Source organism: Fervidobacterium sp. 2310opik-2 (assembly GCF_011057735.1).
Taxonomy (GTDB): Bacteria; Thermotogota; Thermotogae; order Thermotogales; family Fervidobacteriaceae; genus Fervidobacterium; species Fervidobacterium nodosum.
Genome location: NZ_LNGG01000011.1, coordinates 14,266 through 40,362, shown reverse-complemented (window position 1 = coordinate 40,362; position 26,097 = coordinate 14,266). Strand labels below are relative to the sequence as shown.

Below are 26,097 nucleotides of genomic sequence, written 5' to 3'. Positions count from 1 at the left end.
CAATTTGGTGGGTGTGGTAGGAATTGAACCTACGACCCCTTCCTCGTGAGGGAAGTGCTCTTCCACTGAGCTACACACCCGATGATTAAACACAAACAAAAAACTTCTTCTGAAAAACAAGGAAGCTTATATATTTTAACATATTATTTGGTTTATTTCAAGATAATTCTCTATTTTTTATTAAATATTTGCGAGCGCAAGTTTTTCTTCACTTGTTAGTAGATTATCAACCTCGAGAGTTAAAATCATTTCGTTCTCTAATTTTATAACTCCAGAGATAAATTTTACATTTGACATACCACCGATGTGCGCAGGAGGCTCATCTATTTTATCTTCTGTAACTGTTAGTACTTCTCTAACATCATCGACAAGAAAACCTACTTTCTTATTATTTTCCAATTTTACAACTATTATCTTAGTTTTTTCTTTATTTTCGAAATCCGGTAGCATAAATTTTTTGCGAAGGTTTATTATTGGAACAATCTCACCCATTAAGTTTATGATTCCTTCAACGTATTCAGCTATATTTGGCATTTTTGTTGTTTTTTCGTACTCTTTTACCCTTTCTACCTTCATTATGTTAATTGCAAAAATTTCTTTGCCTAAATGGAATGTTAGAAATTTAAGTTCCATACAATCACCCCCAGATTTTAATAAGTTCTGTAAAATATTTTATCATGTATTTGTGGTTTTTGTACATTTAAAATTTATAAATAAATACCTAAAATTTGAAAAAAGAAAATAATATTGAAAGAGTCAATAATCCTAATGATATTATTAACCACCTAAAACCAAGAGCATTGCTTTCTTTTGATTTTTTCTCGTTGCTTTTTCTGAAAGCTCTTAATCCTATTTCAAAAAATATTATCGTAATAGCAAGCGCTATAACAAAAGCTATGAAGAAGATATTTGAAATGACAAAAGATATCTTCATAAAAACCTCCTCGGTTGAATTAATTAACTAATGAAATTTAAAAGCTCAAATTAATTCTTGGCTTGTTAACATCTATCTGACTTGCGGTACTTCCAGCAAGTTTCATAGCCTCTCGCCAAGTGGAGAGTAAATCTGAGAGGAGCGTTTTTACATCATCAATCATATCTTTGTCTTTTTTTATATTAGCCTCTACGAGTGTTCTGTACATATAATTGTACAGAGCGCGAAGGCTTTTTGCGATATCTCCACCTTTTTCCAAATCGAGCGCCAAATTAAGTTCCATAACTATATCTTGTGCTCTAACGATTTTTTCGTTAGCCTTTACGTAATCTTTTTCATCAATAAAAACTTTTGCTTCTTCAAGCACACTTATAGCTTTTTCAATCAAAAGTTCTATAAGTTTAGCAGGGCTTGCTGTCATTACCATCTGTTCCAAATAATCCATGAAGTTGCCTCCTTCTTTCTTATAATTCAATCTTATAATTCAATTAACATTTTTGAGTGCTTCTAAGATTTTAGTGAAGTATTCTATGTAATAGTCTAAAACATCTGGTATTTTGTTTTCAACGATATCTGATATTTCAATGTTATCCCGGTTACTCAGAGAATTTAGTAGCTCTCTAAGAGTATTAGCTATTTCTTCTCTATTTTTTGATAAATTAAGTTCTTCTTCCGATAGTTTTGTTATCTGCTGTGTGGAATTTCTCAAATTTTCCATAGCTGCTAATCCGTCGGAAAGGTCTGTGATTGCCTTCCAACCACTTTCGTTTCCGACTATTAAGCTACTAGCAACTTGTGGGAGTAAAACTTTAACGTTGTTTATGTATCCAAGTACATCGTTAAGAGTCTCTTTGAGGAATTCCACAGTATTTACAAACTCCATTTCTATTTTTATGTCTTCATCTATTTTAGCTCCTTTTAGCTCTTCTACAAATGAAATTGGTATATCTTTATCATTTATTTTCAAACTCTTCAAAACCATACCGCTTGGCAACATTTTACTTAAAAACGCGCCAAAATTTTCAAAGTCATTAGAATTATAGACTTTTTCTTCTCCGTTGATGATAGCTCTTATCATTACTTCTCACCTCTTAATTTAAAATATGCTCTCATAATCCCTACTATTGTTTTGACATCGGTTATCTCTCCATTAATACATTTCTGTACTGTCTCATCGAAATCCTTAATGTGTACCTTTAAAATTTCATCCTCATCAGGATCCATAGTGCCTTTGTAAAGTTTTCTTGCTAAGTATAAATGAATAACTTCATTAGAGAAGCCTGGTGTTGTGTGTATATATCCGAGGTACGTGTATTCTTGAGCTCTGTAGCCCGTTTCTTCTTCCAATTCTCTCTTTGCGCATTCCAACGGATTTTCTCCAGGCTTATCAAATTTCCCTGCGGGAATCTCTAAGAGCATCTGTTTTATTGGGTATCTGTATTGCTCAACTAGTATTATCTTTCCATCGTCAGTTACCGGTACAACTGCTACTGCGCCAGGATGTTGAACGTATTCCCTTGTTGTTACAACGCCATTTTCGAGTACAACTTCATCTTTTAAAACCCTTAGTAACATACCGTTAAATATCACCGAAGTAGTTATCGTCTTTTCCATAGATTTCCTTACCCCCTAATAAAAAATATTTTGGAAATTTTATTTTACAACGATAATTCTTTCTCCATTTGTTGTTATTATCTCGCCGGTTAAATCTGAGATTGCTATTGAAAGAATTGATTGCCTAAAATTTGAATATTCCATAATAAGTTTGAAATCATTATTCCATATTTTAATCGTATTGTCAGACCCAGCCGTTACTATATTATTTCTAAAAATCATAATTTTAAATACCGTAGAATTATGACACTTATGTGTTTTAATTACTTCTAAATCTCTATTTAAAACATAAACATTTCCATCCCATCCAGCTGTGTAGATATTTACTATTTTACCACTAAAGCTATCTATAGACCATAGTGTATCTTTAGATATTTTTTTCTTAACGATACCATTTGGGGAAACTTTTGCAACGTAACCTTCTAATGAAGATACATATATTTCATCTTTAGAATTTGACCAAATATCGGTTATAGAAAACCCTGTTTCGTAAATTTTCACTGGTTTGTAACTATTGATATCCCATACTATGACCCTTCCGTCCCACCCTCCGCTAATTAAATAATCACCAGTAATATATAAGCTCCAAACATAGCCTTTATGACCAGCTAATGTGTTTAATAATTTCCCACTTTTTAGGTCCCATACTTTTATCGTCCTATCACTTGAGGCAGAGAATATCTTATCTTTGTATTTTACGATTTTCTTCACACTATCTAAATGGTCATCCAAAATTTTAGTGATAACGTAATTACCATCTTTATCCTTCTCCCATACGGCGATTTTACCATCCTCGTGACCAGATATAACTATTTCACCTGCAAATAGCGTGGAAATCTTACCAATTTGTGATGAGAACTGGCGAACCGGATTGTAATTTTGCATTTCTATAACTCTTCCATTTGATAAGCCAATGTATATTGAACTTTTACTAGCAACGATACTAACTATCTGTGATTCAAAATTTATTTCTTTGTTGTCAATTTTTAGGTTTTCACCTACTAAAACAAGTTTTGAATTTTCTAAAATGCCATCGTAAAGTGGGAGAACACTTGATTTGTAAGATTTAATATTGTCTTTATTTATTTCAGCAACAGTTCCATCAAGGTAAAGAGCAATTATTGAACTATTTTTATACATCAACTTGACTACAACACTTGGCAATTGGAATATTTCAGAAAGCTTTTTTGTTTTCAGATTGTATTCAAATATCTCGCCCGTATTTGTGCCAATAAATAACTTGTCTGAAATAGTTTTATCATAATCAAGAGCGGTTATCCATTTATTTTTCAACTCAAGGATTTTATCTAACTTACCAGCTGAATAGCTGTACAATATTTCATAACCGCCTATAATCAAATTATCGTTATACTGAATCATCGAGATACCGACGTTGTTTAGCTTAATTAACTGTGTGATTTTCCCGTTATTTAAAAGCGCTAACTCGCCGTTAGATGTTGTAACTGCGATATTTTGCTTGTAAACACAAATACTTCTTATTGGAGTACTGAACTGATAATTCCATATCTTCTTGCTTGTATTTCTCTCGTAGGATTCTAATAAACCATTCTCTCTTGCGACGTATAAATATTTTTCATCTAATGCTAATTTCATAGCGGAATAAAAGTGCCTTGAGGATTTTGAAATATACTTTCCTTCCGGTGTGTATGCGAAAATTTCGCCTTGACGGTTGGATAAGAAAAGAAGATTATCGAGGTAAGTGATTGAGGTTATTTCTGAAGGAGAAACGGAGAATTTTTTAATCTCTTTTAAGGTATTTAAATCAATTACCATAACGTCACCAAGCTGAGAAATGAATAGTTTATTATCTATTACGTGAATTGCGTATATATCATTCTCAAGTTTTTTCAGCAAACTTATTTTAAGATTTTTCAGTTCAACTTTGTACAGCTCTCCATTAGACGTTCCAATGAAGATATTATCATTAAATGAAATAAAAGATATTATCATACTTTTTAGTTCATACGTCTTAAGCAATTTAAAATTTTTAAAATCAACGATATTTAATCGGCCGTTCTCATCACCACTAATTAATTTATCGTTGATTACAGATACTTTCCTTACCCAACTATCGTGTATTTTCAAAATTTTCATTATTTTAAAATCTTTCCAAATAATTATACTGTTATCTGAACTACCTGATATCAAGTAATCTTTATAAAAAATTAGGCTAAAAATTGATGCACTGTGACCTGTGAGATTGTATAAAAGACTTCCAGAGATTTTATCAAATACCTTTATCGTATTGTCCGGCTTATACCCTCCAACCGCTATGTATTTATCATTAACAGCGACGCACCGAGCCCAAGAATCATGGGTGGAAAAACTTTGAATAATTCGCAATTTTTCATCCCAAACTTTCAACATTCCATCCGCGCCAACTGAATATATATTCTTACCATCTGAAACAATCTCCCAAATGGTATCTTTGTGCCCGTAAAGTACGTAATCAATGCTGAAGATTAGACTTTGAATTGATAATAGAATGATTAAAAGAGTAATTATCATTTTGGTTGATTCCATACTATCACCTTCTAAAAAAATATTATAGCACCAAGTTAAATTATATTTATTGTAAAAAGGAATGTTGATTCACTAGCCAAAAAGGATATAATTGAGAAGAACAGCCATATATACAAAATAATCTAAAAGGAGATTTTCAGGTATGAACGCAAATAGTGCAGCTAAACAGGTTGAAGTTAATAAAAAAATTTGGGCAAAATACTCACCGTTTCTGTATTTTCTTTTATTTGCATTGTTCGTTGTGAACATATTTTGGCTCAACAAGTACATTATTTTAGCTGACGCATTGGTAATTTATGTGTTTTATGATTACTTCAGAAAGAAAAGGGTAGTTGAGGAAATTGAAATATCTGTAGATGCCCGTGGTAGAGTATTTGCAAACGAAGAGTTTTACATTAAGTTCAAAATAAAATCACCATATTATGTAAAACTTACCTTAACTCCACCATTGATTATAAACAAGGAGCCGAAATTTATAGAACTATTTCCGAATAAAGAGGAAGAAGTAATTTACTCATCTAAACTTGGCACAAGGGGAACGAAAAAATTAGGAGCTTATTCCATAAAGATAAGCGGTTTTGGTAATTTATTTGCATTGATTAGGAACGAATTTATAGATTCTGACATAAAAGTACTTCCTGATATGGAAGAAGTTAGCGTTTTTTTGGAAAGAATACTTGAAGCTATACCTGTGATAAAGAGTAATTACAAACTATCAGAAGATGTATCTTACATAAAAGACTTAAGGGATTACAACAATGAACCTTTAAACAGAATCCATTGGAAAAACTCCGCTAAATACGATAAGCTTATAGTTAAAGATTACGAATACGCAGGAACGGCAAATTTATACATATTACTCGATCTAAACCTTCCCGGTGCGATATATTCGAAAAATGCTTGGCTTTACATACGCAAAAAATACGAAGAGGACGCCATAAAAGCTACAACAGGTTTGATACATTACTTCTCAACAAAACACGAAAAAATTAATTTGCTTTTATCCGATAAGAAAGGTTTTAGAAAAATAATAGAGAAAGATTACGTAATTTACTTCGATTATCTTTCCGATGCGGAAGGAACAATAGAAAACGAGAAAGACACAACGGATTTTGTAGCTGAGTTACTAACGACAGTTCAGCCCGTTGATACGGTGATAATCATAAGTATGTTTTTGACCAAGGAAGAAGTAAAAAAGATAATAGAACTTAGAGGGAGATGTGGAAGAGTTATAGTACTTGTGATGCCTTACGGATATCGAGACGAGAAAACCAAAAAATTTAAATCGTATTATGACGTACCGATAGAAATCAGAGAACTTTATAAATACGCGAAAGTTCTGAGAGACGAGAATGTGATAGTAGAGATATGGCACGAGAATGTAAGTCTAAATGAAGGTTTAATCAATATCCAAGAAGAATGGTGAAGAAATATAAAATACAAAAAGCAAGGAGTGGTCTTTATTTCCGTAATTTTAAAAAACTTAATAAACACCATAATAGTTTTACTCTCTGTCTTACCTGTTGAAAATCTAAAATTCACACCGCATTTAGTTTTTGTATTAAGTGCTTTTGTCATATCTACTCTTGTAAGGGAAGAAATAATCTCTCTCATAATACTTGGTTTTGGGTTACTTTACTCATTCACATTTACTAATGTTGGTATAGTTTTATTACTTGCATCTATTCTTATTTACATTATGAAAAAAAGAAATAGCAACGAGTTGATAAACCTCACATTTTACTTTATGACTATTGCTATTTTCAACAACATGATTACTCCGTTTATGGCTTTTGCATTCGTTCTATTTAACTTAAACAAATTTGGTGAATATATAAATACTAAAAAAAGGTTTGTTTTATTAACTTTATTGGCTATTTTACTATTATTACCCCTTCCACAACTTGGATTAAAGATAGAAAATTTATCTAAAAGTTTTCAAGCAAGTAAATCTGTCGAATACAACCAAAAAACTTCCATAAGTACTGAAAATCAAGCTAATATAGAAGAAAATAAAACACTTATAACTCAAGAAAATAAAGTTAATCAACAAAAAGCTCTAAGCAATTTTGATATTACAATTCAAGACAAACTTTCAAAAATGTCAAAAGCGTTAGCGATAATATTCTCTGGTTTACTAGCTTTGTACACAATTTTTCTTACATTCAAAGCTGACAAGAAAGATAGACCAAAAATCTGGACTGCATTTTTTATCACAAATATTATTTTGATATTATCTTTCGCTGTATTAAACGCTCTATTTACCGAAATGAGCAAGAATGTGCTGCCCATTTCTATAAACCAATATCAAGAAAAATCTTATAATAGTGAATCAAGTAATTCACTGAAAGAAGTATTTAAAGAAAGAAATAACGTGGAAAATCCAAGCGCATCGAATAGACTTAAAGAATCATTCAAAAATCCAAACGTGATATTAACTTTATCCATTATAGGATATTCAATAGTTGGTTTTTCAATGTTTATCGCTATATGGTATACGACTAAGAAATTCTTCAAAGCTATGATGGAAAAAGTCCAAGAAAATGAGGAAAATAATACAATAAGCGAAGCAACTGTTTATACTACGAATTACTCTTACGATGAGATACTCAAACTAAACGATAATGAATTTGTAGAACACAGTTATTTGTACGTAAGAAAGACTTTTTATCCAGAATACGATTATCTGACACCTTATGAACTGTATGAAATGCTCTTACAAAGGTCAGAGGCTCTAAGCGATGAGTTAAGAAAGATAACAAATGCGTACGTTAATCTCAAATACGCATTGAGAAAGACTTTTTCTTTAGATGAATTAGCTGAATTGAAAAATATATTCATAAAAATTTGTCAAAAAGCTAATTTTGAAAATTGAAAGATTTTGGGGGACTAAGATGAAAGGAAGCTACATTTTAGTTTTAGAGCTTTCCGAAGATAGGAAAATTTACAAGTGGGATTTAAAAAGAGGTTTGTATGTCTATGTAGGTTCAGCTATGAATAATATGGAAAAAAGGATACAAAGGCATCTTTCATCTAAAAAGAAGTTTCATTGGCATATTGATTATCTTTTAGAACATGCAACCGTGAAATATATTTTTATGATTTCATCGAACAAAAAAATTGAAGAAGAAATATCAAAACAATTTTCAAAAGAATTTTCTGGACCAAAAGGATTTGGTAGCACTGATTTAGATGTAGAAACAAACTTATACTACATAGACGATTTTGAAAAATTTATGAGATTGGTTTCAGAATATTTGAATTCTATATTACATTAATAACCTATAATAACCTATCAAAGAAGTAAATGATATGAATTATAAAAACTAAAAAACTGAGGCTCTTATCTTTATTAAAGCCTCAGTTTTTTAATTAGATATCAGATATTAGAGCTTATCTAAAAATTCCAAAATTTTTTCCAAAATTATACTTTGCTGTTCTTCCTTCGTTATTTTCGAAGGATTATCCTTTTTTTGAAAGCCGTAATATCCAAAATTTGAGTGATTCCCACCAAGAATCATAAAGTACTTTGTGTCTTTTGGAAGCAATTCTTTGTATTTTTCAATTTTTTCAACAGTGGCAAGCCCATCGAGTTCTCCAAATAATGATAAAACTTTAATATTTGAGTTGGACAGATTATTCTGCTTTGCTGGATAGGCTCCAAGCAAAATCAATCCAGTTACTTTATCTGGATTATCGTATGCGAATTTTGCGGCCATAGCACCGCCTAATGAATGACCAGCAAGAACCACTTTCTTCAAATTGTATTCTTTTACAATTTCACCCGCGATGTTTGGTTTTAATACAGCAAGGTTTAATGGCATTTTGGCTAAAAATACCCTGTAGCCATTTTCGGAAATTTTATAGCATAACGGTGAATAAGCTTCTGGGTATACAAAACCACCGGGGTAGAAGATTAAGTCTATCTTTGTTTTGTTTGTTGAATTTATTGGAGAAAATACGATGAATTCTCTCTCAATTTTTACATCAACGTTTTCATTTGAAACTAAGTAGTTTTTGACAATTTCTTCTGGTTTATAGTTCAAATAATCAAATAACCATATGCACAAAACAACCAAAGTTACTAACAAAGTTAAAGAACTGAACAATATTTTCACTCTTTTTGCTTTCAATTTGTTCATCTCCCAACTTTATATTGCCAAATTTCAAACGTTCTCTTTTTCAACGACAGGTACTTTTTTAAGAATAGATTCTATTATTTCTTCCTTTGTTTCTCTCAAGATTTTTGATTCGGTTGTTTGGATGATTCTGTGTGTTAGTACATACGGTGCAATTTCCTTAATATCATCCGGTAAGACAAAGTCTCTCTGATCCAGATAAGCCCATGCCATGCTCATGTGCATTAATGAAATGCTTGCTCTTGGGCTTGCACCGTATTTTAATGATTCATGATTTCGAGTTGCTTCGATGATATCTACTATGTACCTTTTCACGTCCTCACTTATTTTTACTTGCCTTACATTTTTCTTTTCTTGACTGAACTCTTCTGGAGTTCCAACTGGCTTTAAATCTTCTATTGGATGTTTTATCTTTTGAGTAGTCAGTATCTCCATTTCGCTTTCTTTGTCTGGATAACCGAGCGAAACTCTTGCCATAAACCTATCAAGTTGTGCTTCTGGAAGAGGAAATGTTCCTTCGTATTCAATAGGATTTTGTGTTGCGATAACAAAGAAATTGCTGGAAAGTTTGTGAGTGATACCATCAACTGTAACTTGTCCTTCCGCCATTGCTTCAAGGAGAGCAGATTGCGTTCGTGGAGTTGCTCGGTTAATTTCATCAGCCAATAAGATATCAGTAAATACAGGTCCAGGTCTAAATTTGAATGTATCTTCTTTTCTATCGTAAATGGATAAACCTGTTAAATCTGTTGGAAGCAAATCAGGTGTAAATTGAATTCTTTTAAAATCAAGCCCTAACGACACTGCAATTGCACGTGCTAAAATAGTTTTTCCAACTCCGGGCACATCTTCTAAAAGCACATGGCCTCCTGCATACATTGCCGCAAGAACTACCTTTATTTGTTTGTCTTTTCCTTTGATAACTTTTTTAACGTTTTCTATAATCTTTTCATTTAACAAAATTATCCCTCCAGGCATTTTTTATCTGTTCTTTGTTTTATCTCTTATAAAATTCTCTATTGACCTATCCCACGTGCGTTCTCCTTCCTTTGAAAAGAAACAACCAGGAATCTCACCTAAACTTCTGTGGTATGCAACACACTCGCAGCATTTTCCACGCTTATCACACGATGTGTATGTACATGTACAATTTTGCAGGTTTTTCTGTACATTTGGGCAAGATACCATAAACCATACCTCCCCTTAAATTTTTCAAATTTTTAAGTTCCTCACTTATAGATTATAACCTACAAAATATAAAAATCCAAGAAGGACTAAATGGATTTTGATAATAACTGAAAATTTCTATTATATAGCGAAAAATAAAGAAAGAAGAAAAAAACATCTTAGAACCAATGTTGGAATTAAAATACTTTAAAGTTTATAATCAAAGCAACAAGTTCAATAAATTAGGGGGAATGTATCTATGAAAAGGAGTAAAGATATTGAAGTTAGAAGGCTTTGCAGATTATTAGGTGAATTAGTACCATATTCTATAATTGAAAATTTTAATTTCTATGGTTGGATGTACGAGGGAAAGAATATCGATTTACCATTCACTTGGAATTACGATGGGATTAATCATGTGGTTTTTTCAAATAAGTTCAGTATTTTAAGGAAAAATGATTTCGAAGATGTTTATATCCAGGCATGGTTTGGCGGTGAGAGTTTAATCCTAATCGATGGAGAGCCTTATGGAGAAGTTAACACATACCATGAAGAATTGAATATAACACAATTCTGCGATGGTAAAGAACACAAGATAGAAGTTCAAACAGTTGCGCGCGGGCTTTTTGGGACACGTGAAGAAAGTGTTTTTAAGTATTCAAGGATAGTTGTTTACGACAATGAAATTCGAAAGGTTATATTTTTCGTAAAAAATGTCATTGATACCATAAAAGAAACAAATAATGAATCACTTGCGAATGCTCTTGTAAATTTAACGGATGAATTTCTTTCTAAATTGAATATCCCGCACGCGACAGAGAATTATATAAAAACTGTTAAAAATGATCCAGCGATTGTTGAACAGGTCAGTTCTGTTTGGTCGTCTGCGGAATTTCCATATTTTGAAAGCGTCTATGATAAAAAAATAAAAGAAAACATTTTAAGTGATTTTGAAATTTTTGGAGAAAAACTGAAATCATTAAGAAAGTTATTTCCGAAATTTGGAAAGGCTTATGTAGCCGGACATGCGCACATAGACTATGCGTGGCTTTGGCCTGTTCACGAAACAAAAAGGAAGATAGTCAGAACATTTGCAAATGCTGTTCAATTGGCAAAAAAGTATAAAAACTTTGTTTATATTCAATCTTCTGCGCAAATGTACGAAGATTTAAAAAGTCTCTATCCAGAACTTTTTGAGCAGATAAGGAATTTAGTAAAGAATGGTCAATGGGAACCTGTTGGCGGTATGTGGGTTGAGTCTGATTGTAATGTACCTGGCGTGGAATCTTTAATCAGGCAGTTTTATTACGGTCAGAAGTTCTTTGAAAAAGAGTTTGGAAAAATAAGCAAAGTGGCGTGGTTACCCGATGTATTTGGTTTTTCTTGGTTTTTACCACAGATACTTAAACAAACGGGAATAGATTATTTTGTAACCACAAAACTAAATTGGAATGAAGCAAATGACTTTCCTTATGATATATGCAAGTGGAGAGGTATAGATGGCTCTGAGGTTATTTATTACAACTTTAAAAATTTTGAAGAAGGTTACAACGGTAGAATTAGTGCAAAATCGTTGATTAATACATTTTCTAATTTCAGGCAAAAAGAACTTACCGACAAGTTTTTCATTTCCTTTGGATACGGTGATGGTGGCGGTGGCCCTTCGGAAGAAATGTGCGAAAGTTATAATCCGTTAAATGAGATACCAGGAGTGCCTGAAGTTGAATATTCAACTACCGAAAGATTTTTCTGTGATTTGACACAAGATTTGGCAAATTCTAAGTTGCCAACTTGGGATGGAGAGCTTTATCTTGAACTCCATAGAGGGACTCTGACTTCCCAAAGTAGGACAAAAATACTTCACAAAATCGCAGAAGATGAGCTAAGAACAACCGAAATTTTGAACGCGTTGTTTTTGGGAGATAAACAAGCGCAAATCGACGAGCTCTGGAAGGTGTTACTAAGGAACGAATTCCATGATATACTTCCAGGTTCTTCCATTAAAGAAGTTTACGAAGATACAGAAAAAGAGCTTAATTATGTTATAGAGCAATGTGATGTGATTCAAAAATCATTTTTCGACGGTAATGATGAAATTATTACTATTTTCAATCCATCTTCTTTTAAGCAACGCATTTCATTTGAATACAACAACTTTATAAAAACAAACGATTGCGATAAATCTTTAAAAACAATCAAAACGTACCGTGGAAATTATCTTTGCGTAAGTGAAAATGAACTAAAACCTTTCGAAATATTGTCGTTTAAAGTTCAAAGAGAAAAATCAGAATTCCATAACACTCAGAAATTCGTTGATGATTATACAATAGAGAATGGTTTATTACTTGTACACATTTATCGTGATGGAAGTATAAATATATTCAATAAAGTTTTAAAGAAGTGGGCGTTTAATGAAAAAGGGAATGTCTTAGTAACAGCGAAAGATATACCAGCCTATTGGGAAAATTGGGATATAGATTACAGAACGAGGAACCATTATATTGTTCTTAAAGCTGAAAAAATAAAGATTGTTGAAGATAATGAGATAAGAAAAGTGGTGGAAATATTCTACGATTACGAGGGAAGTAGAATTTGGCAATACTTGATTCTTGAAAATGAATCCGATGAATTAAAAGTTGAAACCAGAATTGATTGGCATCATAGAAGAAGTATACTTAAGGTACTCTTCCCAACAAATGTTTTATCAAGATATGCAAAATACGATTTAGATGGCGGATACATTCAAAGACCAACGCATGATAATACCAACTTTGAACAAGCGCGTTTTGAAGTACTCGGTCACAGATGGATTGATGTTTCACAGTACGACCATGGTGTATGCATTATAAACAATGGAAAATACGGACATATTGTGAAAGGTTCAACAATAGAAATGACTTTAGTTAAGGCAGGTATATATCCTGATTTCTTTGCTGACGAAGGAGAACAAAGTTTTATTTATTCAATATACCTACATGGTTCTGAGGATGTAAAAGAATTCTACGCAAGAGCTGATAAATTGAATAAGAAAATAAAGGCCTTCAACGGTAAACCATTAACAAAAGGTTGGAATTTAAATATTTCATCTGATTCATTGCGTGTGTTGTCTTTAAGAAAAGTTGATGAAAAGATATACTTAAGGATTTTAGAGACCGTTGGGAGCAGTGGAACAGCAACGATAAAGTTAGAAGGAATCAATTTTAAAGAAGTGAAATTCGTAGATATTTTAGAGAATAAAATTTCTGAAGTTGAATTCAAAGAAGGCAAAATAGAATTGACTTATAAACCTTTTAAAATTTACACCATTGAATTTGTACTGTGAAATTCGATAAAACTACTGATTAAAAAAGCTGATGAGAATTTTCTCATCAGCCTTTTTACTTTTTTATCGTTAGCTTGCAACTAATAATTCCAAGTTTTCAATATATTCAATTCGTTGTCTAATTGTACAAATTTCGCATCTTTACCTTCAGTTATTCTACCACAATCTAATCCTAAATCTTTACAGGCATTGTAAGAAGATACTTTAGCAAGTTCTTGCAATGTGCACTTTGTGAATTTTTGGAAATTTTTCAGTGCTTGTGAGAATCTTAAAGTGCTTCCAGCAATCGTTCCATTGCTCAATCTCGCAATACCATCAACAACCTTTACAGGTAAATCACCAAGTAGATAATCTCCATCTTTTAAACCTGTGGCTGATATACTATCTGTAACCAAGATTATTTTATCTGCACCTTTGATTTTGTAGACTAAATCCACGAATTCTGGAGCGGAATGTATACCATCAGCTATAATCTCAACTATAAAATCAAAGTAAAAAACCGCACCTACCATATTCAAGTCTCTGTGATGCATTGGGCTCAGTGCGTTTGGAAAATGGGTTATTCTTTTATAGCCTTTCTCGTATGCTACTTTAGCTGTCTCGAAGTTGGCATTTGAATGACCAAGTGAAATCCTTATCCCCTTTTCATTGCAACTATCAGCAAAATACAAAAAATTTTCTTTCTCAGGAGCTGTTGTAATTATTCCAATTTTTTCTATCGGAATATATTTTTCTAATTCACTGATATTTCTTGGTGGATTGATTATATACCTTTCGTTATGCGCACCTTTACGTTCTTCGGAGATGAAAGGTCCTTCGATGTGAAGCTTCAAATCATCTGGTAAGTTATTACCTATATCTTTCAATCTTTCCAAAGTGCAAGTAACCGTCGTTGAGAGGAATAAGAAAACCCCTTCGAGTGCTTCGTATTCCTTAAACTTTTGAAAGTCATTTGAAGAAGCTGTCATTGTGTCTATTCCCATTATTCCGTGGATATGTGGATCAACAAAAGCTGGCATAATTATAGAGTTGTAATGTGTTTTGTTTGAACGAACTGTCTTTTCCACTTTTTTGTCAAACTCTATAGTACCAACGTATTCACCATCGACTGGATCAACGATGAGAACGTCTTCTAGAAGCATTTAATCACCTCGCAACACAACCGATTTAACAAGATCTTTAGTACACTTGCGCTTTTTATTTTGGTAAACCGAAAGATGTCAGATAAAAATTCTCTAGAAGATAATTTTACATACTTGTTTTCTCGTAGTTAGTATGGAAATGGATATTTAATCTAGATAGTTTATTAAATTATACTATAAACGAACTTATTCTATATAAAACACTCCCTCAGTGGTTTCGACATACCACCTCGGGAGTGTTTTTCTTTGTTTTTTTAGATAATATCAAAATAATGAGTTTAATTCCGAATAAATTTCATCAGTTATCAAATTCTTTACTTCAACGGCCTTTATATTTTCTTTAAGTTGGTCTAATGAGCTTACACCGAGTATAACGCTACTTACGTGTGGATTCCTCAAGCACCATGCAATTGAAAGTTGAGCCATTGTTACGCCTAAACCTTCCGCGATTTCTTTTATTCTTTTTAATTTTTGAAGTGTTTCTTCTTGGAATATACCTCTTTCTTCCATTGTTTTCTTTAGCCATGGCCATCTATCTAATCTAGAACCTTCTGGAATACCTTCGAGGTATTTACCACTTAACACACCTGAAGCAAGTGGACTCCAAATTGTTGTTCCGATACCATATTTTTCGTATATTGGAGCGTATTCTTCTTCAACACGTTTTTTAAATATTAAATTGTACTGTGGTTGTTCGACTACAGGTGGCATCGCGTTCATTTTTTCCGCAACTTTGCAAGCTTGCTCAATTTCTTCCGCACTCCATTCGCTCGTTCCCCAATAAAATGCAAGTCCACTTTTTAGTATTTGGTCCATTGTATAGACTACTTCTTCCATGGGGACTTCTGGGTCTGGTCTGTGACAGTAAAGTATATCTACATAATCAAGTTGCAATCTCTTCAATGAATTCCATGTACCTTCGAGCAAGTGTTTTCTCGAAAGCCCTTTCTGGTTTGGACCATCTCCACCCCAGAAGATTTTTGTTGAAATTACCAAGTCTTCTCTTCTGTATTCTTTAAGCACCATGCCAAGCATTGCTTCTGCTATACCGTTTGCATAAGCTTCAGCGGTATCGATAAAATTAATACCATTTTCTACTGCGTATCGGACAACTTGTTTTGTTGAATTTAAGTCGAGTTGATTGCCAAATGTAAGCCATGAACCAAGCGATACTTCGCTGATTTTTAAGCCCCATTTACCTACTTTTCTGTATTCCATAAAGCCCACCTCCTTCGTTTTGGTTCGTACTGCGAATTATTATACCACAAAACAAAAGGGAGTGCAATTGTCTAATTTAATTTTACGCACTCCCTTTTATAAAATAAAAACTCTTATTGTTCTTTTGTCAATTGTTCAAGAAGTTTTTGCTCAATTACTCTGTTTGGACCGAATTCATCTATTTGGAGATACCACATGAATGTTTCTACTATTGCCTGTAATGGTACCATACCTATTATTTCGCTTCCAACTACTGGTACACCGTATCTTTCTGCCTCTCTTTTGATTGTTTCGAATACTCTAAATATAGGAGATTTTTTGTAGTTAGTGAGGTTCATCGATACTTGAACTATTCCTTTTTCTTTGAGTTCTACTCCCATTGCTTTTACGTATCGATAACCACCACTAATGTGCCTTACTGCTTTTGCTATTTTGTCTGCAATCTCTATGTTGTTTGTCCCCAAATTGACGTTGAAAGCTATAAGGAATTCGCGAGCGCCAACTGCTGTGACACCTGCTGTTTCATGTACTTTATCTGGACCAAAATCTGGTTTCCACTTTGGGTCTTTTATTTTTTCGAAAAATCCTTCAAATTCACCTTTTCTTATTTCAGACAAGTTTTCCCTCTCAGGAGAAGTTGCGCTTCTTTCGTAAAGGTATACTGGTATGTTTAATTCTCTTCCGATTCTTTCACCAAGTTTTTTTGACCATTCAACACATTCTTCCATCTTTGTACCAACTAACGGAACTAGTGGTATAACATCCGTTGCTCCCATTCTAGGGTGCTCACCTTTATGGTATCTTAAATCAATTAGTTCTGAAGCTTTTTTTGTCATATCAAATAAAGCTTCCAATACCTCTTCAGGCTCACCAACCAATGTAACAACTGATCTGTTGTGATCTCTATCCATTGACCAATCCAATACACGCACTTTTTTATATTTATTTGCTTCCTCAATAATTTGTCTGACGATTTCTTCACGTCTACCTTCGCTAAAATTTGGAACGCTCTCGATAAGTTTCATTTTAGCCCCTCCCATTTTAGAATGTTAGCAAATTATTTCTCTACTTTCCTTTTTATCATATACCATAGGTACAGGTCAAATTTGCCTATATGTTCCCCAAAGAGTTCTGCTACTTTTTTTAGCCGTTCTTCGTATTCTAGATATCTTTTTTTCGTCCATCCTTTTGGAAGCTCGTCTATTAACCCGTATTGTTTCATTATTCTTAGTACATGTTTGTCTAAAATGGCATAATTTGGGAAAGCGATATTTCTTAAAAAATGTGAACTTTCTTTCCACCCAAGACCTTTTATGTTATCAACAAAAAATTCTCTGGGGTCATCTTGCGATATGATTTCTCTTATTTTGCCAATTATCCATCTGTTTGAAACTATGTATTTTGCTCTTGCTTCTGGGTAACGATGTCCGACCTCTTTGAGTTTTTTGTAAAGTTCTTCTTCTGAAAGATAAGCAAAACCATTTCCTATTATTTTTTGAGCTTTTATACCACCTTGTGCACTCCAGTTTGCTGTGAGGATACAAAAACTTAACTCTGAAAATAAATCTTCTTCCGTACCATTCTTTCTTAAATTCTCAAATTCTTCCCATCTTGCTTCAACAGCAGGCTTTGCTTCTTCTCGTATTTCGTTTAATTTTTCTATAAACTCTTTTATTTTTTCCATATAACAGGGTTCTCCTTTATTTTCTGATTTTTAGAATGTCTTTCCAAATGTAAAGTAGAAATTCAGGTTAGTCGAAGGAATTGGAATTCCCCAACCTACTCTTATAAGTCCAAACATAGGTACAGTAAGTCCAAATTCTATACCGGCGGAACTAACAAGTTTATCTAACTTGTACTCACTATCTACAAAACCTAAATCGTAAAAAAGTGAAATATAGGACATTTGCTCAGGAATTTTAAATCTAATTTCATTATTGTTCAAGCCAATGACAGGACCTTTATCCGTTGATTTGACACCTCTTACTTGGTTAATACCTGCAAGCTCATAAGTTATAGGTTCACCAGAAATTTGGAATACCTGTCCTGCAACTAAGCGTGTAGCAAACGAAGCAAATGAATTAAACGGAATATGGAAAGTTAACTCAGTTAAATAACTAATGGCATTAGGATCATTTTGTGATATTGGGAAATATTTTGTACCATAGATTGAGAATGAATAACCTTTCATAGGTACGTAAATGTTATCAAGGGTTTCGTACAAATAACTTCCAGAAAGTGATAATGTTTTTGTATTTGTAGATTGAGGTGTATCATTTGCTGATATATTTGTATCATTATAGCCTACGCTTATACCAAATTGTCCTAGAGTTGTTTTAATTGTATTTACATTTATTGAGTAAGATAATTTTGATTCATTTCCATCGTTGGATGGCTGATTTTTGTAAGTTAATGAATTACTAAAAATAATTGGTAATTCAAACGGTTTCCTTATCCCAGCACTTAACGAAAAATCTGTTGTTGAAAAAGCTTTTTGTAAAGAAATAGAGAAATTTTCACCGTATCCGAATGGATTAGTAGAAGAAATAGAAAGCATTGCAGCAATTCCTTCCCACCATTCTTTACCGATTAATGGTCCCCATGTAATTCCTCCGTTGAAATCAAACTTTTTGTCTTTTTCCGTTAGTTTTATAACTACATCAACCTTAGTTTTATCATTTTCAACAGGCTCTATACCTATATCGATATTTTTGAAGAAATTTAATTTTGTAAGTTCGATATAGATATTTTGAAGTTCTGTGCGATTTAGAAAATCACCAGGTTTTATGCTTATGACATCGTCAAAAACATAATTTTTTGTTACGTCGTTTCCTGAAATTTTTACCTGTCCAACTTTGATTTCCGTTATCTTTATGTTAAGATATCCCTCTTCATCCATTCCTAAATTAAGATCAATAAAATAACCTTTACTATCGTATGTATTTTTTACTTGTTGAACTTTTGAAAGTATCTGGAAGTTTGTGTACGTTCCTTCAGTGGTATCACCTATTAACTCTTTTTGTGTGAAGAGTGTATTACCAACTGTTCTAATTCCTTTTATTTTTAAAGGTTGTTGTGTAATTGTGTTATCTGTAACTGTTATTAAAAGGGTTTTTGCTGGGAATTTGGATTGTGATTCTTCTACCGATAAATCTACAACTTTCACATATACGTATTTGGAGAGTGTTTGAAAAATCGTTTGAAGTACTTGCTGAGATGGCACGTAATCTTTTTCAGAATCAAAAATTCTCTCAAACCAATTTTTCTTTTCATAATCAGCGTACTTTTTTACTGATACATTTTTAACCACATCTTTAAATGCATTTTTGAATTCTTCATCATCACTTACAACGTTAAATTCAATGTTGTACAGTACGTATTCTTTTATTGAGAAAGTAACTTCATTGTCTTCTGAAATTGCACCACTAACGTAGATGAAGCCAAAATCTTTATTTTGGATTCTTGGAGTGGCAACCAAATATCCTTTATTTGAGTATAGATCTGCTATTTTGTTGATACTTTCCCAGAAATTTGAGAAACTAAGTGGTTTCCCTTCTTTTAGTTTTACTTCTTTTTTTACTGTTTCAATGTCAATTATTCCAGGACCTTTAATATCGTAATTTACCTTTTTTACAGGTGGGTATTCCACTACATTTATATTCAATATTTTTTTGTTTTCGTCATTTTCTACGTTGTTTAGTTTGTATTGAATTTCTTCAAAATATCCCGTTTCATCGATAGAGCTTATTATATCGTTTATAGCATTTTCATTCACATTTTTTCCAATATAGTCTTTATAGTAACTTTCAAGGTCTTGTTTGGTAACGTTGTTCAATCCTTCAAACTTTACATCTACGAGTACGAAAGAAAATGACAGAATCGAAATAACAAAAAGTAAAATCACTGAAAAAATGCTTTTTCTAATCATCTTTAGTCCCTCCTAAATATCAATGATTATGTTTTTATTGAATTTTCTAATTCTTCTATTAGTTCTTTTAGAACCATCATTTTTTGCGGAGAATCTATCTCTCCAAGATAAGTTTTAATGGATTCACTGGTTATAACATAGCATTCTTCGTTTAAACATCTTTCTATTTCCCAATTTAACGAATTGTTTAAGAGTAATGTAAAAAAAGTACCAGTTAAATCTCCAACAGGTTGGCAGTCTATGTTTGATTTGTAAAAAAGTGCCTCAACTTTTGTACCTTTGCCTATTTCTGAGTTAATTTTCGTATATCCGCCTGTTAATTCAGTTGCTTGTTTCAAAAATGGTAAACCAAGCCCAACCCTTCTTATCTCTTTTTTTCGAGTTGTAACGAATGGGTCAAATATTTTCTCAAGTATTTCTGGTCTTATCCCGCCAGCATCATCTTCTACAGAAAAATAAAATTTGTCATCTGTTTCTTTTATTGTTATTTTTACATTTTTTGCTTTTGCATTTATAGAGTTTTCAGCAATGTCGTGTATGTGGTCAGATATCGTAATCAATCCCAAATGGTCTTAAACCTCCTTTCTAAAATCATATCTATAACTTCTTGCGAATTTTTTGGTTTGTCCTCCATAAAGATTTTCCTTATGCCTACTTCATCTGGCAAATGTGCATCGGATGATGTGAGTGCGATATAACCATTTTTCTTCAGTTCCTCATAAGTTTCACGCTTTTTAACCTCAACCACGTTAGTCCCTTCCGGTAATAAACCAAGTTGATAAATAGCCCCAAATTTCCTATCAACATGTGCGAAAACTGGCAAACCGTGATTGGATAGTATTATTTCAATTGCGTCTTCTATAGTTAGATTAGTAGGGAAGCCAAGGTACTCATCGATTGTATTTACAAATTCTTCGTTTTCGTTTATAACTATTTGATATCCGAATTTTTCTGGGTCGTATGGAAATTTCGGAAGATTTTCTTCAACAATTTTTGAAACTTTTAAACAATGTTCTAATTCTGGAAAATAACCTAATATGTGTACATCCTCGACTGTGTGTATCTCTATTCCAGGAACAACTATTTTGTCTTTACATAAACTAATAAAAACCGCTACGTTTCGAGCGGAATTATGGTCAGTTATTGATATTACATCCAACTGTTTCTCACAAATTACGGAGGGGAGCATACTTATATCCCCGCACGGTGAAAGACAAGAATGAATATGTAAATCGGCTTTATATAATTTACCATTTGATACCAAGTTCGTATATTCTCCCTGCGGTTATATATGAATTTTCCTTCGATACAAATAAATTTATGTTTTCTTCTTTTGCTTTCTGAATAGTTTCGTCAGGAAATTCAAGATCTTCACAGAGAACTATGGCTTTGATACCTGTAAGTGACGCGACAGCGATAATATTCACATGGCTTTGTACAGTTAACCATATTGAATTTTGTTGGGCGGATCTCATAACAATGCTAAGTAAATCGCCAACGTAACCATGTTCAATTTCATAATCGTTGCAAAAATAAACGGTTTTTAAACCCAATGCATTTGCAATTTCAGAAATTTTCACACCCTATCCCTCCAAGATGTTTTTATTTGTTCTTGTTTTTATATTTAAACAGTTGTATTGAGTAACATCCCCACAAGTAATTCAGGTATTTTCATTCCAAACATAAGGGCATTCATAGCCATTGTAAGCATAAGTATTTGTTGTTGTAATTTTTCGGCTTCCAAAGGATCGTTTGTTGTTGAGAGCTTCCTGTATAACTCATCTATTTTTTGTTCTATCTTTGACTTTTTTAAATCGCTTTCAAAATCAATTGTATCAAATTGGTTATTTTGTTGTTCAGGTTTACCGTTTGCTTGATTTTTTTCACCAGGGATGTACATTAATACTCTTGTTTTCCCTGCAACGGCAGCGAGGAATGAACCTCTCTTTTGCATATCGAGAAATATTCCCCCGGCTATTATAAAGCCGCCTTTTTCCATTGCTTGCTTTTTGAAATCCATATAATTGGCGAGTTCTTGACCAAGTACCCTGAGAACGCTTTTACTTGCAGGTGCACCTGAAGGTATTCCAGGTTCACCTGGATCAAGTTTGTAACCTAATGTTGGATTTACTATAACAGGCCCTTGCGAATTGTTAATACTAATGGTACTTGCCATAAACACCGCTCCTAACCCATATTTGTGGACAAGTTGGAGCTGAAATTGATTTTTTATTTAAATCTTTGCAAGTATCTTTAAAGCTTCTTTTATTATTTTCGAAACGTTGCTTATATTCGGACTTTCTTTGAGAACCTTGGAAACAGCATTTCTTGCTTGCGTTTTTGAGTAACCTAAAGATACAAGAGCTTCTATTGCTTCAAGCATCTCTTCATTTACTTCAACAACCTCGAATTCATCTTTTAGTTCTGTAATCATTCTTTCGGCTGTTTTTCTACCTATTCCTGGAATAGATGAAAGTTTTTCGACATCTCCAGTTGCGATTGCGTTTGATAAAAAATCAACAGTTGTTGATGAAAGAATTTTGATTGCTGTTTTTGGACCGAGTTTTGAAACTTTTATCAATTTTTCGAAAGTTTCTTTCTTTACTTTTGAATCAAATCCGTATATTGTCATATCTTCTTGAGACACGATAAGTTTTGTGTAAACTAAAATTTTATCCCCTTCGTTAAATTCGGAAAAACTTTCCGCATCTGTTATTATTCCGAATACTACTCCGTTAATTGAAACAAGTATTTTACCTTCGCTTCTACCTTTATATATGCCTTCTATTATTTCAATCATCGTTATCACCAACTGATGAATTAGCCAAATCTTCGTTTATTTTTAGTATTTCCTTTGTGTTTTTCCAAATTATATCATATATATCTATGTCAAGACCAAAAATTTCGTTTAACTGCTCGAAGACGTAATATACATAAATAGGTTCATTTCTCTTTCCACGATACTGTTGTGGAGGTAAGTAAGGACAATCTGTTTCTGTAACGACATTTTCCACACCTATTATTTTGACTACGTTTCTAAGTAAATCGTTCTTTGGATATGTTATTGGTCCACCGATTCCTATTTTAAAACCAAGTTTTACAAACTTTTTAGCCCAATTCTCATCTCCGCTGAACGCGTGAACAATTCCTCCATTTTCTGGGCCTATGAGTTTTATTATTTCGTAGACATCTTCGTAAGCGTCTCTGATATGCAAAATTACAGGTTTACCAAGTTTATTTGCAAGCATTAACTGTTCTGCGAAGACTCTTTTTTGAGTATCTATAGGTGAGAAATTTCTAAAATAATCTAACCCAATTTCACCTATCGCTAAAACTTTCTTGTTTTTGAGTGCTAAATTTTCTAAGATTTCAATATAATCATTTGGAACATTTCCAGAATCGTGCGGATGTATTCCAAGAGCTAAAAATACGTTTGGCAAAATATTTGCTATCTTAATTGTGTCATTCAAGTCTTCAATACTTGTTGAGACGTTTAGTACGAATTTCATTTGTGTTACTCTTTTAAAGACATCATCTCTATCCTTTTCAAAGTGTTTCATATGCAAGTGTGCGTGAGTATCTATAAGATTTTGAAGTTTCTGATTTTCCGTTTTCATCTGTACATACCCTCCCTTTTATGTTATAATTATACCAGATTTTTGATGAAATTTGAATTTAATATATTTCGGGGGTGTGTTGGTTTGAGTAATAAGATAGGAAAACTCACGGTAATAGTTGGGCCAATGTATTCTGGAAAAACTACAGAACTTCTTAACTATGCTGAGATATATGAGCTTGGTCGGAAAAAAATACTTATACTTAAACCACAAATTGATACAAGGTACAGTAAAGATGATGTTGTAACACATAAATTTTTTAAAATGCCGGCACGAGCAATTAAAGATGTTCAAGAGATGGAAGAATATTATAAATCTTTAAATGAAAAGCCAGATGCAATTTTTATAGATGAAGTACATTTTTTTGATTCTTCACTTACAAAATTAGTAAAAGAAATAACTAAAGATGGCGTAGATGTTTACTGTGCGGGCTTGGATATGAATTATCTTTGGGATCCTTTTGAAACTACTGCAATGCTTATGGCTGTTGCTGACGAAGTTATTAAAAAAAGGGCCGTGTGCGAAGTTTGTGGGGAGTATAAAGGGACTTTGTCTTATAAGAAAAAGTCAAATGGTGGGATATTTGATGTTGGTGGTAAAGAAAAATACATTGCTGTATGTAAAGAATGTTATGAAGAATTAAAAAGTAAAGAGGAGGGAAAATTAATATGAGTAAGAAATTTATCACACTGTTTATGTTCGTACTTTTCGCTCTTTCAACATTTGTTTTAGCGTCGCAAATTATTATACTCCACACATCTAACATTTATGGAAATGTTTTGCCATATGATTATTTCAGCAATATGTATCAGCCAAAAGGTTTAGCTATTCTTAAGACATATGTTGACAATTTAAGAAGTTCAAATCCAGACACTATTTTAATAGATACAGGTAATTTGCTCTATGGTTCACCATTTGGTGATTATTCCAGTTTGCAAGAAGATAATCCTGTTATAAACGCTTTTAATCTTCTTAATTACGATGCATTTGTTCCGGGGACATTTGAGGTGAACTATTCTCCCGAAAGGCTTATAGGTGTTTTTAAAAATTTGAAAACAAGTGTTTTGGCTGCTAACTTGGCTAATGTATTTCCAAGTAACGTTGTAAGCTTCAAAGTGAAAACTATGAGTAACGGATTCAAGGTTGCAATGATCGGTGTTGTTGTTCCCTACGATTCACAAAAGTATGTTGATTATATAGAAAGTGTTAGGAATACGCTGAATACAGCAAAGAAAATGAATCCAGATTTGATTATTCTTGCAACAAGTGGTGGTATAACAAATGATCCAATCACTGGAAAACAAATAGCAATTAGAAGTGAGTTAAATATAGGTGATGAACTTGTAAGAGAATTTTCGAAAGATGTTGACATATTCTTGTTTGGTAATCAGGATTTCGTATATACAGGTTCAAAATCGAACAAGATATATTCTGTAACTGGCAGTGAAGCTAAGGGAGTTAATAAGATTACATTAAATGTAGAAAAAGATAAATCTTTTAAGATAAAAAGCGTAAAGATAGAAAGAGTTTTACTTTCAAATGTGGAACCGTCTGAAATGGTCTTAAATCAAGTAAAAAAATTTGAAGGTGATTTTAATAAGTGGTTAGACGAAGTAATTGCGCAATCTAACATCTCTGTTGGATTTAACAAATACATGGCAATGTTAGATGATAATTTTGTAACAGAATTCGTTAATAAGTTGATAATTAATTACACAAATTCAAACCTAGGAATATGGAATGTATTTAATGCCAATTGTCCAGGTATACCACAAGGTGAAATTACAAGAAGAGATTTGTATTCACTTGTTGGAAAAACGACATCTGTAAAACTAGTTAAAATGACAGGCGCAGATATAAAGAATTACATTTTGACTTCAGCAAAACTTTTGAAATATAACGGTGTAAGAATTTTGTTTGATGAAAGTTTGACTAATAAACCTTGGCTTTATGATTTGTTTGAAAACATAAACTACAGCGTCGTTTTGAACGAGAATAAAATAAGAAGCATAAAATACCTGGGCAGAGATTTAGATGACAATTCAGAAGTAATTGTATCAGTACCATCTGTAAGAACATACGGTACCAATCCAATTTTAAGAGGAGAGGTAATTGAAGATTTTGAAATTCCTGTTCAGCAGATTATATTTGAGAATTTAAAAGGCAGAGTTATAGATGGTGCAATGGACTCGAATTACTCTGTTTACGTGAAACTTGAGTATGAAGTGAAACCTGGGGATACATTTAACCAAATCTTACAAAGACTTGCCGTGACAGATTCTGAGTTACTTGAGTTAAATCCAATAATAAAGAATATCAATCTAATAAGACCAGGTTGGAAACTTGTTTATTACAAGAAATACCTAAACTTAATACCACCAATCAGAGAATTCTTTGAAGTAAAATAAACTAAACCAAACAAAAAGGTGGCTTTTTTGAAGCCACCTTTTTTGTTTTGAGATTTATGATATA

26 protein-coding genes and 1 tRNA gene are annotated in these 26,097 nt (G+C 32.7%); 6 read left to right on the top strand and 21 right to left on the bottom strand.

Going from position 1 to position 26,097, the window contains the following annotated elements; translation table 11 throughout:
* Positions 1–5: 5 nt before the first annotated feature.
* The 7 genes from AS161_RS05160 to AS161_RS05130 form a co-directional block, all read right to left on the bottom strand.
* Positions 6–80 (bottom strand) — tRNA-Val (locus tag AS161_RS05160).
* Positions 81–180: 100 nt separating this feature from the next.
* Complete coding sequence (locus AS161_RS05155; protein WP_164542035.1) at positions 181–633, bottom strand: chemotaxis protein CheW; 453 nt, start codon at positions 631–633, stop codon at positions 181–183.
* Positions 634–721: 88 nt separating this feature from the next.
* Complete coding sequence (locus AS161_RS05150; protein WP_164542034.1) at positions 722–934, bottom strand: hypothetical protein; 213 nt, start codon at positions 932–934, stop codon at positions 722–724.
* A 37-nt stretch (positions 935–971) separates the two neighbouring features.
* Entirely contained in the window at positions 972–1,379 is a 408-nt protein-coding gene (gene fliS / locus AS161_RS05145; RefSeq protein WP_011993990.1) for a flagellar export chaperone FliS, read from the bottom strand.
* 39 nt (positions 1,380–1,418) lie between these two features.
* Positions 1,419–2,012 carry a hypothetical protein gene (locus AS161_RS05140; RefSeq protein WP_164542033.1) on the bottom strand — a complete coding sequence of 198 codons (594 nt, stop codon included), beginning with the start codon at positions 2,010–2,012 and terminating at the stop codon, positions 1,419–1,421.
* On the bottom strand, positions 2,012–2,548 hold the full coding sequence (locus AS161_RS05135) for an NUDIX hydrolase (RefSeq protein ID WP_164542032.1): 537 nt from the start codon (positions 2,546–2,548) through the stop codon (positions 2,012–2,014). Before AS161_RS05135 ends, AS161_RS05140 begins: the two co-directional genes overlap by 1 nt.
* Positions 2,549–2,587: 39 nt before the next feature.
* Positions 2,588–5,092: a hypothetical protein gene (locus AS161_RS05130; RefSeq protein ID WP_164542031.1), complete on the bottom strand. Its 2,505-nt coding sequence runs from the start codon at positions 5,090–5,092 to the stop codon at positions 2,588–2,590.
* A gap of 142 nt (positions 5,093–5,234) precedes the next feature.
* Here AS161_RS05130 and AS161_RS05125 point away from each other — a divergent pair, with 142 nt between their 5' ends.
* From AS161_RS05125 to AS161_RS05115, 3 genes are read left to right on the top strand one after another with little or no spacing between them, the layout of a single operon-like run.
* Positions 5,235–6,518 carry a DUF58 domain-containing protein gene (locus AS161_RS05125; protein WP_164542030.1) on the top strand — a complete coding sequence of 428 codons (1,284 nt, stop codon included), beginning with the start codon at positions 5,235–5,237 and terminating at the stop codon, positions 6,516–6,518.
* 27 nt (positions 6,519–6,545) lie between these two features.
* Positions 6,546–7,967: a hypothetical protein gene (locus AS161_RS05120; protein WP_164542029.1), complete on the top strand. Its 1,422-nt coding sequence runs from the start codon at positions 6,546–6,548 to the stop codon at positions 7,965–7,967.
* Positions 7,968–7,986: 19 nt separating this feature from the next.
* Positions 7,987–8,370, top strand: coding sequence for a DUF123 domain-containing protein (locus AS161_RS05115; protein WP_011993984.1), 384 nt, complete (start codon positions 7,987–7,989; stop codon positions 8,368–8,370).
* A 108-nt stretch (positions 8,371–8,478) separates the two neighbouring features.
* Here AS161_RS05115 and AS161_RS05110 read toward each other — a convergent pair whose 3' ends face one another.
* Genes AS161_RS05110 through AS161_RS05100 form a run of 3 tightly spaced genes read right to left on the bottom strand, consistent with a single transcriptional unit; the run spans position 8,479 to position 10,419 of the window.
* Positions 8,479–9,225, bottom strand: a complete 747-nt coding sequence (locus AS161_RS05110; protein ID WP_164542028.1) for an alpha/beta fold hydrolase — start codon at positions 9,223–9,225, stop codon at positions 8,479–8,481.
* Between the two features lie 33 nt (positions 9,226–9,258).
* Positions 9,259–10,209 (bottom strand): MoxR family ATPase, encoded by a 951-nt coding sequence (locus tag AS161_RS05105; protein ID WP_164542027.1) that lies wholly within the window; start codon positions 10,207–10,209, stop codon positions 9,259–9,261.
* Between the two features lie 3 nt (positions 10,210–10,212).
* The gene (locus AS161_RS05100) at positions 10,213–10,419 is read right to left on the bottom strand and encodes a DUF6485 family protein (protein WP_011993981.1); all 207 of its coding nucleotides are present in this window, start codon (positions 10,417–10,419) and stop codon (positions 10,213–10,215) included.
* A gap of 238 nt (positions 10,420–10,657) precedes the next feature.
* On the opposite strand from AS161_RS05100, the gene AS161_RS05095 reads away from it, so the two are divergent.
* The gene (locus AS161_RS05095; RefSeq protein WP_164542026.1) at positions 10,658–13,720 is read left to right on the top strand and encodes an alpha-mannosidase; all 3,063 of its coding nucleotides are present in this window, start codon (positions 10,658–10,660) and stop codon (positions 13,718–13,720) included.
* 80 nt (positions 13,721–13,800) lie between these two features.
* Here the strand turns inward: AS161_RS05095 and nagA are convergent, their stop codons facing one another.
* From nagA to AS161_RS05040, 11 genes are all read right to left on the bottom strand, one after another.
* Entirely contained in the window at positions 13,801–14,862 is a 1,062-nt protein-coding gene (gene nagA, locus AS161_RS05090) for an N-acetylglucosamine-6-phosphate deacetylase (protein WP_164542025.1), read from the bottom strand.
* A gap of 264 nt (positions 14,863–15,126) precedes the next feature.
* On the bottom strand, positions 15,127–16,080 hold the full coding sequence (locus tag AS161_RS05085) for an aldo/keto reductase (protein ID WP_164542024.1): 954 nt from the start codon (positions 16,078–16,080) through the stop codon (positions 15,127–15,129).
* A 113-nt stretch (positions 16,081–16,193) separates the two neighbouring features.
* A complete protein-coding gene (gene ftcD / locus AS161_RS05080) occupies positions 16,194–17,105 on the bottom strand; it encodes a glutamate formimidoyltransferase (protein ID WP_164542023.1) in 912 nt (303 codons plus the stop codon).
* Positions 17,106–17,137: 32 nt separating this feature from the next.
* Positions 17,138–17,755, bottom strand: coding sequence for an N-glycosylase/DNA lyase (locus AS161_RS05075; RefSeq protein ID WP_041257126.1), 618 nt, complete (start codon positions 17,753–17,755; stop codon positions 17,138–17,140).
* 39 nt (positions 17,756–17,794) lie between these two features.
* A complete protein-coding gene (locus AS161_RS05070) occupies positions 17,795–20,008 on the bottom strand; it encodes a POTRA domain-containing protein (protein ID WP_164542022.1) in 2,214 nt (737 codons plus the stop codon).
* 26 nt (positions 20,009–20,034) lie between these two features.
* Entirely contained in the window at positions 20,035–20,574 is a 540-nt protein-coding gene (locus AS161_RS05065) for an ATP-binding protein (protein WP_164542021.1), read from the bottom strand.
* Positions 20,565–21,197: a phosphotransferase gene (locus tag AS161_RS05060; protein WP_164542020.1), complete on the bottom strand. Its 633-nt coding sequence runs from the start codon at positions 21,195–21,197 to the stop codon at positions 20,565–20,567. Before AS161_RS05060 ends, AS161_RS05065 begins: the two co-directional genes overlap by 10 nt.
* Before the next feature lie 58 nt (positions 21,198–21,255).
* The gene (locus AS161_RS05055) at positions 21,256–21,588 is read right to left on the bottom strand and encodes an iron-sulfur binding hydrogenase (RefSeq protein ID WP_164542019.1); all 333 of its coding nucleotides are present in this window, start codon (positions 21,586–21,588) and stop codon (positions 21,256–21,258) included.
* Positions 21,589–21,632: 44 nt separating this feature from the next.
* Positions 21,633–22,184 (bottom strand): hypothetical protein, encoded by a 552-nt coding sequence (locus AS161_RS05050; protein WP_164542018.1) that lies wholly within the window; start codon positions 22,182–22,184, stop codon positions 21,633–21,635.
* A 57-nt stretch (positions 22,185–22,241) separates the two neighbouring features.
* Positions 22,242–22,808 carry a Holliday junction branch migration protein RuvA gene (gene ruvA, locus AS161_RS05045; RefSeq protein ID WP_011993970.1) on the bottom strand — a complete coding sequence of 189 codons (567 nt, stop codon included), beginning with the start codon at positions 22,806–22,808 and terminating at the stop codon, positions 22,242–22,244.
* On the bottom strand, positions 22,801–23,625 hold the full coding sequence (locus AS161_RS05040; RefSeq protein ID WP_164542017.1) for a TatD family hydrolase: 825 nt from the start codon (positions 23,623–23,625) through the stop codon (positions 22,801–22,803). Before AS161_RS05040 ends, ruvA begins: the two co-directional genes overlap by 8 nt.
* Positions 23,626–23,709: 84 nt before the next feature.
* Here AS161_RS05040 and AS161_RS05035 point away from each other — a divergent pair, with 84 nt between their 5' ends.
* Positions 23,710–24,297: a thymidine kinase gene (locus tag AS161_RS05035; RefSeq protein WP_011993968.1), complete on the top strand. Its 588-nt coding sequence runs from the start codon at positions 23,710–23,712 to the stop codon at positions 24,295–24,297.
* Positions 24,294–26,033 (top strand): 5'-nucleotidase C-terminal domain-containing protein, encoded by a 1,740-nt coding sequence (locus AS161_RS05030; RefSeq protein ID WP_164542015.1) that lies wholly within the window; start codon positions 24,294–24,296, stop codon positions 26,031–26,033. Before AS161_RS05035 ends, AS161_RS05030 begins: the two co-directional genes overlap by 4 nt.
* The last annotated feature ends 64 nt before the right edge of the window (positions 26,034–26,097 follow it).

Coding starts and splice junctions, on each gene's coding strand:
- AS161_RS05085 (WP_164542024.1), bottom strand. CDS start 16,080: ATGGAATACAGAAAAGTAGGTAAATGGGGCTTAAAAATCAGCGAAGTA.
- nagA (WP_164542025.1), bottom strand. CDS start 14,862: ATGCTTCTAGAAGACGTTCTCATCGTTGATCCAGTCGATGGTGAATAC.
- ftcD (WP_164542023.1), bottom strand. CDS start 17,105: ATGAAACTTATCGAGAGCGTTCCAAATTTTAGCGAAGGTAGACGTGAA.
- AS161_RS05150 (WP_164542034.1), bottom strand. CDS start 934: ATGAAGATATCTTTTGTCATTTCAAATATCTTCTTCATAGCTTTTGTT.
- AS161_RS05135 (WP_164542032.1), bottom strand. CDS start 2,548: ATGGAAAAGACGATAACTACTTCGGTGATATTTAACGGTATGTTACTA.
- AS161_RS05155 (WP_164542035.1), bottom strand. CDS start 633: ATGGAACTTAAATTTCTAACATTCCATTTAGGCAAAGAAATTTTTGCA.
- AS161_RS05115 (WP_011993984.1), top strand. CDS start 7,987: ATGAAAGGAAGCTACATTTTAGTTTTAGAGCTTTCCGAAGATAGGAAA.
- fliS (WP_011993990.1), bottom strand. CDS start 1,379: ATGGATTATTTGGAACAGATGGTAATGACAGCAAGCCCTGCTAAACTT.
- ruvA (WP_011993970.1), bottom strand. CDS start 22,808: ATGATTGAAATAATAGAAGGCATATATAAAGGTAGAAGCGAAGGTAAA.
- AS161_RS05140 (WP_164542033.1), bottom strand. CDS start 2,012: ATGATAAGAGCTATCATCAACGGAGAAGAAAAAGTCTATAATTCTAAT.
- AS161_RS05060 (WP_164542020.1), bottom strand. CDS start 21,197: ATGCTCCCCTCCGTAATTTGTGAGAAACAGTTGGATGTAATATCAATA.
- AS161_RS05100 (WP_011993981.1), bottom strand. CDS start 10,419: ATGGTATCTTGCCCAAATGTACAGAAAAACCTGCAAAATTGTACATGT.
- AS161_RS05095 (WP_164542026.1), top strand. CDS start 10,658: ATGAAAAGGAGTAAAGATATTGAAGTTAGAAGGCTTTGCAGATTATTA.
- AS161_RS05125 (WP_164542030.1), top strand. CDS start 5,235: ATGAACGCAAATAGTGCAGCTAAACAGGTTGAAGTTAATAAAAAAATT.
- AS161_RS05070 (WP_164542022.1), bottom strand. CDS start 20,008: ATGATTAGAAAAAGCATTTTTTCAGTGATTTTACTTTTTGTTATTTCG.
- AS161_RS05130 (WP_164542031.1), bottom strand. CDS start 5,092: ATGGAATCAACCAAAATGATAATTACTCTTTTAATCATTCTATTATCA.
- AS161_RS05030 (WP_164542015.1), top strand. CDS start 24,294: ATGAGTAAGAAATTTATCACACTGTTTATGTTCGTACTTTTCGCTCTT.
- AS161_RS05105 (WP_164542027.1), bottom strand. CDS start 10,209: ATGCCTGGAGGGATAATTTTGTTAAATGAAAAGATTATAGAAAACGTT.
- AS161_RS05050 (WP_164542018.1), bottom strand. CDS start 22,184: ATGGCAAGTACCATTAGTATTAACAATTCGCAAGGGCCTGTTATAGTA.
- AS161_RS05040 (WP_164542017.1), bottom strand. CDS start 23,625: ATGAAAACGGAAAATCAGAAACTTCAAAATCTTATAGATACTCACGCA.